This window comes from Kosmotoga sp. (genome assembly GCF_982836095.1).
In genome coordinates, this window is the sequence record NZ_CEYIHJ010000085.1 from 1 (window position 1) to 7,963 (window position 7,963).

Genomic DNA, 7,963 nt, shown 5'->3' on the forward strand with positions numbered 1-7,963 from the left:
TAGCCAGACATCCCAGAACGAACGCCTTTTTTCTTTGCTTCATAACTCGCTGTTGTAACCACTGAGTGCCTTAAGCCCCTTCCAGTAACGATAATAGCCTTTCCTTTCAGCTGAGGGTTTGAAGCCTGTTCAACACTCGCAAAAAAGGCATCCATGTCAATGTGTGCCACATAATCAAGCGTACTACCACCCTCCTGGCTTGGCACAATACCATTTTTTCAGATCATCATGATATTCAAGAACATAAGAACCGCGAGAACTGATGACAGAAAAATAATACACAGATCTGCTACCCTTATTTTCTATCCAAAGATATGCGATGCTGTTGATATAAATTTTTATACCATCATAACTAAACCTAACCGGATAAAAACCATTTTCTCCAAAATAAACCACTACTTTTATTGGCCTTTTTTCCTTCAACATATTATCAACTCACATATTGAATTATAAATTATGGTATAAATTAGTATATCATCATTTAGAAATTGAAATCAATAAATGGCAACTCAACCAGGAACTATTTTCATGCTTTTTCAGAAATGTAATCCAAAATAGCTCATTTGATGAATTTATCTGAATAAACCGAAGAAAATTTTGTTAAAATCAATATAGAATGTCGAGAACCAAGAAGCCGAGAAATCGAGATTCGAGAAACCGAGAATCCGAGAGCTGGGTTGCGGGAATCGAGTTACGATATAGGTTACTAGCAAAAGGGTATAGGGTTTAGTTTTTAGGGTTTAGTAAAAACCAGACTCAAGACCCCAGACCCGTATTCTAAAACCCGAATCTTAAGAGCAGGGTCTAGGGTCTGGATGTTTTCTCTCGCAACTCGTTACTCGTAACTCAACTCTTGATCTCGGATTCTCGTTTCTCGGTTCCTTGACTCTCGTAACTCGTTACTCGTAACTCGGCTCTTTGCTTCTCGGCATCCAAGGAGGTTTTAACTTTGAAAAAGGTCGCGTTGATTTTCGGTACAAGGCCTGAAGCGATTAAGATGGCGCCTTTGTACCATGCTTTGAAAAACTCAAAGATGCAGCCGGTGGTAATAGCCACCGCCCAGCATAGGGAAATGCTGGATCAGGTGTTGAATTTGTTTGAAATAACCCCTGATTACGACCTCAATATCATGAAAGAGCGGCAAAGCCTGCCGGAGTTAACTTCAAGACTTATTTCTTCCATAGATAGGGTTTTTGCTGAAGTCTCCTTTGACTTTGCCCTTGTTCAGGGCGATACCACTTCCACTTTTGCGGGAAGCCTGGTGTCTTTTTACCACAAAGTACCCGTTGGACATGTTGAAGCCGGCTTGAGAACCATGGATATATACAACCCCTTCCCTGAGGAAGTGAATCGCAGATTAACTGGAACCATAGCCAGTTATCATTATGCCCCTACTGAAGAAGCCATGAAGAATCTCCTCAAGGAAGGAATCAACAGAAAAAATGTATTGGTAACAGGGAACACCGTTATTGATGCCCTTCTCTGGACTCTCGAGCACAAAAAAAACGATGTACAGAAATTCAGAGAAGACATAAACGTTGGAAAAGGGGACTACATACTTATTACTATGCACAGACGGGAAAATTGGGGAAAGCCCATGAGTCAGGTTATGAAAGCCATCAAGGATATACTTGCAAAAAAGCCCGAACTCAAGGTCGTTTTCCCTGTGCATTTGAACCCGGCAGTAAGAGAAATCGTCTATGCTGAATTAAAGGAACACAAGCGTGTTATATTACTCGAGCCTCTTGATTATTTGCCCTTTGTTTCCCTGATGGAGGGATCAAAGTTGATACTAACGGATTCAGGTGGCATTCAGGAAGAAGCTCCCGCTTTAGGCAAGCCCACTCTTGTTCTCAGAAAAACCACCGAGCGCCCAGAAGCTGTAAAAGCCGGCACTGCAAAACTCATCGGTACAGAAAGGACAAAAGTGGTTGAAGAAACACTAAGACTTTTGAATTCTCCCGAAGAATATAAGGAGATGGCAAAGGCTGCTAATCCCTTTGGAGAAGGTAAGGCTGCCGAAAAGATCATCAGTCACCTGAAAAATGTTTTAGGGGTGTAAAAAAATGGATTCAGCGCTTTCCATGTCTATGCTTTTCAAATTGGTTCAAATTTTCGTTATAGTTCCTTTGAGTGTCGCTTTTATTATCTTCAACAGGTTATCAAGAACCAAACATTGGGCCTGGGATCTTTTCTGGGGTGTTTACGCAGCTAATAGAATTGTTCTATACTATCTTTCACTATACTTTTCAAAAGGGGAAGATCTTTTCCTATGGCTTTTTCTCAATGGACTCATGTTGGCACTTGAGGCTGTTTCTCTTATTTCGCTCTCAAGGTTTTATTCAAGCCATATTAAATTTAGGAAAGTTTATTATTATCTCTTCTTCTTTTCCATTTTGCTTTTGAACTCATTCGGCTATTTCATGCCTAAGACCACTCCAGGATACAATTTTTTTGGCCCCCTTTACGGTCAATACCTATCTTTATTTATTCTCGGGATAATTATGCTTTTTTTCGGCATCACATTAGTTAGAAGATTCACAACTTCAAGCCGTCCAGGGTGTGTGATTGGCTGGGTAATCATTTTATCGGGTATTTCAACATCTTTTTCTCTTATAACAAAGTTGCTCCCTGCGCTTGCTCCAGTTCAATTAGTTTTCAACGTTTTTCTCGTGGTGTCCCTATTCGTTACCTACTTACTGTTCAGAATTGAAATGGAAATACGCAAAAGGAATGAGCTTGAAATTTTGTATGATAGTGTCTCTAAAAATATTTCCAATGTTGCCATGCTCAGATTCGCAGAAAATGGGTCAAAAATTTATGCCAATCCTTTAGCAACGAAGTTTATTGAGGAAGTGACTGATCTTTACGAGTTTGAAGAAATTTTCAAAGAACCTGAAAAATTGCGTAGCAGAATTGCTGATGCATTGCGCACCATGAAAGTCTCTTTCTTAAATGTAGAAATAGGTCAAAAAGAGTTTGTATGTTATATCTACCCCGGCAAATTCAGTGGCGAAAATATAATTGACATAGTGCTTCTGGATTCCCCAGAGCTCAAAGCAATTGAAAACAAACTAAAAAATGAAATCGAAGAATTAAGGCAGAAAATCGACCAGCAACTCACTTTCTTTGCTAATATGGTTCATGAATTAAAGAGCCCTTTAACGATAATCAAGGGATATGCCGAAATGCTGGAATCAAGCGCAACGGTTGATCAGGAGAAAATGCTTCTTGCAATTCATCAAGCTGTTAATTATCAGCTTGGATTGATAAACAACCTTCTTGAAATATCAAAATTACAGGCAAATAAATCGGAATTGAAAATCGAAAAAGTGGACCTGCCTGAACTGATAACAGATGTAACCTATCAATTCACAGATATTTCTGCGAGAAAAGGAATAAAACTCGAAATAGAGGAAAACAAGCTCCCGGAGGAATTTTACACAGATTCCTCAAAGCTGAAAAGAATTCTGATCAACCTTCTGGATAATGCTTTCAAATTCACAAGGGAAGGGAAGATAAAACTTTCGGCATATCTCCACAACGGTGGCGTTTATTTCGAGGTTAAAGACACGGGCATTGGCATAAAGGAGGAATTCCTCGACAAAATATTCGACAGGTATTCAATGGCAAAGGGTACAATGAACCGGGAACTCAATCCTTCAGGAACGGGGATTGGTCTTTATTTGACTAAAGAACTTGTAGAACTTCTCGGAGGCAAAATAAGGCTCAACTCAGAATATGGAAAGGGAACAACGGTATCTTTTACCATATCAAACATGAAAACATGAAAATGGGGGACTGAGCCCCCGTTTTATTCGAAAACAACCATAACATCGCCCGCGTTTACGCTTTCTCCTTTTTTTACACGCACTTCCTTTATTATGCCATCCCGATCCGCTAGAACGCTGTTCTCCATTTTCATTGCTTCCATGACTATTACCTTATCACCCCGACTTACACGGTCTCCCGGAGATACCAGAACCTCAAGAATAATCCCGGTCATGGGAGATATCAATGAACCACCCGTAGAAGGCGTAGGGCTTTTCGTCGACTTCACGGTTTCTTCAGCTTTTTTTTCAACAGAGGCTTGTATTGGAGTTGATGTTGGAGCTTGGGACGATAACGCCTGTTTCTCCATCGTGGGAATCTCATTTGACGAATTTTGAAGCTCTTCCACCTCTACTATATAATCTTTGCCATTTACTTTCACTCTGAATTTTTTCAGCACGCCTTATTCCTCCTCGGTTTCCAATATACTTGAGGTATTCTGGCTTTCCAGCCGGATTTTCTCCCGATTACCGGGCTAATCTTTCTTATCCTGAAACTTCTATTTCCAATCATTTCATATAATACCGCACTAATGACCGCTACCGTTTCCGATTCTTCAACTTCGATATTCTGCTCCTGGGTTTTTTTCTCTTTTATCACGACCTTGGCAAAGTCCTCAGCAGTTTTTTTTCTTTTCTCCGAAGACAGGGTAACTCCAAAGAGAGAAAAAACTATGTAGAGTATTCCAAGAACAGAAAACACCACCAACAAACCGGTCAAAGTAATAGATAAAACACTGCTCATATCATCACTCCGTATCAAAGAGGGATATTTCCATGCTTTTTGTTGGGACGGCCTTCCACCTTGTTTTGAAGTATTTCAAGGGCACGGTAAATTTTAACCCTTGAATCAGCGGGATCTATAATTTCCTCGATATAACCCCTTGAGGCGGCCACGTAAGGATTGGCGAACATTTTTTTGTACTCCTCTACCTTTTCGGTCCTTGTTTTTTCTGGCTCAGCTGAATTTTTGATTTCTTTTCTGAAGATTATGTTTGCGGCCCCTTCAGAACCCATTACAGCAATTTCAGCATCAGGCCAGGCAAAAACCATATCAGCGCCAAGATGTTGACTACCCATGGCGATATAGGCCCCTCCATATGCTTTTCTCAATATAAGGGTGATTTTAGGAACGGTTGCTTCGCTATATGCATAGAGTAACTTTGCACCGTGCCTTATTATACCGCCATGTTCCTGAGAAACGCCTGGTAAAAAGCCAGGGGTATCCACAAGAGTGATAATGGGAATATTAAAACTATCGAGAAACCTTATGAACCTTGCCGCCTTGTCTGAAGCGTCGATATCCAACACGCCAGCAAGTACTGTCGGCTGGTTTGCTACTATGCCCACAGGTCTTCCTCCAATTCGAGCAAATGCCGTAACAATATTTCTGGCATAATGAGCATGAACTTCAAGGTATTCTCCATTATCCGTGAGTTTCTCGATGATTTTCTTCACATCGTAACCCTGACGGGGATTTTCAGGAAGGAGTTCCCTCAGCTCGGGAACTTCTGATATATCGGTGCTATTGGCAAAGGGTGGTTCTTCAGCGCTGTTCTGGGGAAGATAAGATAAAAGAGTTCTAACGAGTTTCATTGCTGAAAGGTCATCGCCCTCCATAAAATGTGCCACACCACTTTTGCTATTGTGAACAAAAGCACCCCCAAGAGCCTCTTTGTCTATTTCCTCACCCGTAACAGCCTTTATGACTTGCGGACCTGTTATAAACATCTGGGAATTGTGCTCCACCATAATGACGAAATCAGTAATTGCCGGTGAATAAACAGCTCCACCTGCACACGGGCCGGCAATGACAGTTATCTGTGGGATCACGCCTGATGCCAGAGTGTTGCGATAAAAAATACCACCGTATCCATAAAGGGAATCCACACCTTCCTGTATTCTAGCTCCTCCGGAGTCGTTGATTCCTATTATAGGGATTCCGAGTTTCAAAGCCATGTCCTGCAGTTTCATTATCTTTTTTGCGTGCATTTCGCCCAGAGATCCTCCTTGAACGGTAAAATCCTGGGAGAAAACAGCAACTTTTCTTCCATCAATTTCCCCTATTCCAGTTACCACGCCGTCACAGGGAAATTCCTTTTTGTCTAGCCCAAAGTAAGTAGAGCGATGTTTGACGAATTTGTCTATCTCTTCAAAACTGCCGGGATCACACAGCTGCTCAATTCTTTCTCTGGCTGTTAGTTTTCCCGCTTCATGTTGCTTCTTGATTCGTTCTTCGCCTCCACCGAGGGAGAGCTTTTTATCCGCTACATGGTATTTTCTCAAGTTTTCTCTCATACTTCACCTCCAACGCATCAATGGCTGCCTTCAACGAGTTCTACCAATATACCGCCTGTCGTTTTGGGATGCAAAAAGGCAACCTTGACCCCGCCAGCACCAACAGCTGGCTCTTTGCTCAAAGAGCGGTACCCCATTGAAGAGGCCTTTTTTATGGCTTCTACTATATCATCCACGTGGTAGGCAATATGATGAATGCCTTCCCCTCTTTTTTCAAGGAATCCAGAGATTTCACTATCGCTTTTCGTTGATTCAAGAAGTTCTATTCGCGTATCCCCGACTTTCAAAAAGGCTACTTTAAGCCCTCTTTCAGGCAATTCTTCAATGCCATCGAGTTCAAGTCCAAGAAAAGACCGATAAAAACCCAGTTTTTCTTCGATGGATCTGACAACTATTCCTATGTGGTCAATCCTGTCTGCCTTCACCACTACCGACCTCCCGTTAGCTTTTTCAGTTCTTCAACCAGTCTATCTATGGCTTCATCAGGAAGTTCCTTTAGCTCTTGAAATACGGTGTTCAATTTGTTGAAGCGCTTTCTCTTCTTTCTCTTCTCATCGATTTTACCCGATTCTTTCAAAAACTGCAGTTCTTTTTCTATCAATCTGGCGAGTTCTTCGAGATTTGTTCCTTTGATGCCATCAGTCAGTATTACATCTTTCCGATGATTTGAAAAATCTAAAACGGCTTCTATCCTACTTTTCAATCTTGAAGCTCCTTCTATATCCATTTTGTTCACAACGTATATGTCGCCTATTTCCATAATGCCGGCTTTAAGCATCTGAATTTCATCTCCAAGTCCCGGGGCAAGAACAAGTAGAACAATGTCAGCAAGGTTGGCAATATCAGTCTCTGACTGCCCCGCGCCAACGGTTTCAACAAATACCTTTTTGAATCCGCAACGCCCCAGGAGTTCAACAGCATTGTATATGGAAGGACTCAGCCCCCCAAGTTTCCCTCTACTGGCCATAGAGCGTATGTACACATTATCGTTTCTGCTTGTCCTCTTCATCCTGATTCTATCACCAAGAAAAGCACCACCGGTAAAAGGGCTTGACGGGTCAACGGCTATTATGCCTATTTTTTCTTTCAGAGAAAACAAAGAAGCGAGCCTATCTGTGAGGGTAGATTTCCCTGAGCCCGGGCTTCCTGTCAAACCTATAACGCAGTAGTCTTTTTCATCCAAGGCACCAACGATCTTCTTGGCTTCAATGGGGTCGTTTTCTATGATTGTAAGGGCTTTTGAAATCTCTTTTACATCTTCAGCTTTAGTTTCTCCAGAGAAAGCTCTGTCATTTCACGATTTTCCTCATGCTATCTATTATCTTTTCGAGAGAAGTCCCGGGACCAAAAACCTCAAAAATACCCATTTTTTTTAACTCCAGAGCATCGTCTTCGGGAATTATGCCCCCAACAAAAACTGGTTTTTCACCAATGCCATATTGCTTCATAAATTCCAATACCCGGGGACAGAGCTTCATGTGAGCTCCAGAAAGGATGGAAAGCCCAATAACGTCTACATCTTCTTCTAAAGCTGTACTGACAATTTCATCAATTGTTTTATGAAGGCCTGTATAGATAACTTCCATGCCCGCTTCTTTAAGAGCCAGAGACACTACTTTGGCTCCTCTGTCATGACCATCAAGCCCAGGTTTAGCAATTAATACCCGGATTCTCTTTTGATTGGAATATTCATCAGGATACATTTCCCCACCTTTCCTGACATACGCTGATGAAATGAATTAAACCTCTCCTCTTAGAAGAGTTGTATTATATATCAGCAGTTTTTTCCCTTCAATAAGTTTTGTGTGAAAGTAAGCATCATTATTTCCGTGATA

At 41.4% G+C, this 7,963-nt stretch carries 9 protein-coding genes; 2 read left to right on the forward strand and 7 right to left on the reverse strand.

All coding sequences use genetic code 11. The features are described from left to right. A partial coding sequence (locus AC3LHT_RS06585) for a Y-family DNA polymerase (RefSeq protein ID WP_488662347.1) occupies window positions 1-155 on the reverse strand: 155 nt, incomplete at its 3' end. Between the two features lie 794 nt (window positions 156-949). Here AC3LHT_RS06585 and wecB point away from each other — a divergent pair. Then, window positions 950-2,062 carry a non-hydrolyzing UDP-N-acetylglucosamine 2-epimerase gene (gene wecB, locus AC3LHT_RS06590; RefSeq protein ID WP_290644932.1) on the forward strand — a complete coding sequence of 371 codons (1,113 nt, stop codon included), beginning with the start codon at window positions 950-952 and terminating at the stop codon, window positions 2,060-2,062. Between the two features lie 4 nt (window positions 2,063-2,066). After that, window positions 2,067-3,791, forward strand: coding sequence for a sensor histidine kinase (locus AC3LHT_RS06595; RefSeq protein WP_290644930.1), 1,725 nt, complete (start codon window positions 2,067-2,069; stop codon window positions 3,789-3,791). 23 nt (window positions 3,792-3,814) lie between these two features. Here AC3LHT_RS06595 and AC3LHT_RS06600 read toward each other — a convergent pair whose 3' ends face one another. From AC3LHT_RS06600 to AC3LHT_RS06625, 6 genes are read right to left on the reverse strand one after another with little or no spacing between them, the layout of a single operon-like run. Further along, the gene (locus AC3LHT_RS06600) at window positions 3,815-4,231 is read right to left on the reverse strand and encodes a biotin/lipoyl-containing protein (protein WP_290644928.1); all 417 of its coding nucleotides are present in this window, start codon (window positions 4,229-4,231) and stop codon (window positions 3,815-3,817) included. After that, window positions 4,225-4,575, reverse strand: coding sequence for an OadG family protein (locus AC3LHT_RS06605; RefSeq protein ID WP_290644926.1), 351 nt, complete (start codon window positions 4,573-4,575; stop codon window positions 4,225-4,227). Before AC3LHT_RS06605 ends, AC3LHT_RS06600 begins: the two co-directional genes overlap by 7 nt. Before the next feature lie 14 nt (window positions 4,576-4,589). Beyond that, the gene (locus AC3LHT_RS06610; protein ID WP_488662345.1) at window positions 4,590-6,128 is read right to left on the reverse strand and encodes an acyl-CoA carboxylase subunit beta; all 1,539 of its coding nucleotides are present in this window, start codon (window positions 6,126-6,128) and stop codon (window positions 4,590-4,592) included. Between the two features lie 17 nt (window positions 6,129-6,145). After that, window positions 6,146-6,553: a methylmalonyl-CoA epimerase gene (gene mce, locus AC3LHT_RS06615; protein ID WP_488662348.1), complete on the reverse strand. Its 408-nt coding sequence runs from the start codon at window positions 6,551-6,553 to the stop codon at window positions 6,146-6,148. A 2-nt stretch (window positions 6,554-6,555) separates the two neighbouring features. After that, window positions 6,556-7,374, reverse strand: coding sequence for a methylmalonyl Co-A mutase-associated GTPase MeaB (gene meaB / locus AC3LHT_RS06620; RefSeq protein ID WP_488662349.1), 819 nt, complete (start codon window positions 7,372-7,374; stop codon window positions 6,556-6,558). A gap of 43 nt (window positions 7,375-7,417) precedes the next feature. Then, window positions 7,418-7,831 carry a cobalamin B12-binding domain-containing protein gene (locus tag AC3LHT_RS06625; RefSeq protein ID WP_488662346.1) on the reverse strand — a complete coding sequence of 138 codons (414 nt, stop codon included), beginning with the start codon at window positions 7,829-7,831 and terminating at the stop codon, window positions 7,418-7,420. Window positions 7,832-7,963: the final 132 nt, after the last annotated feature.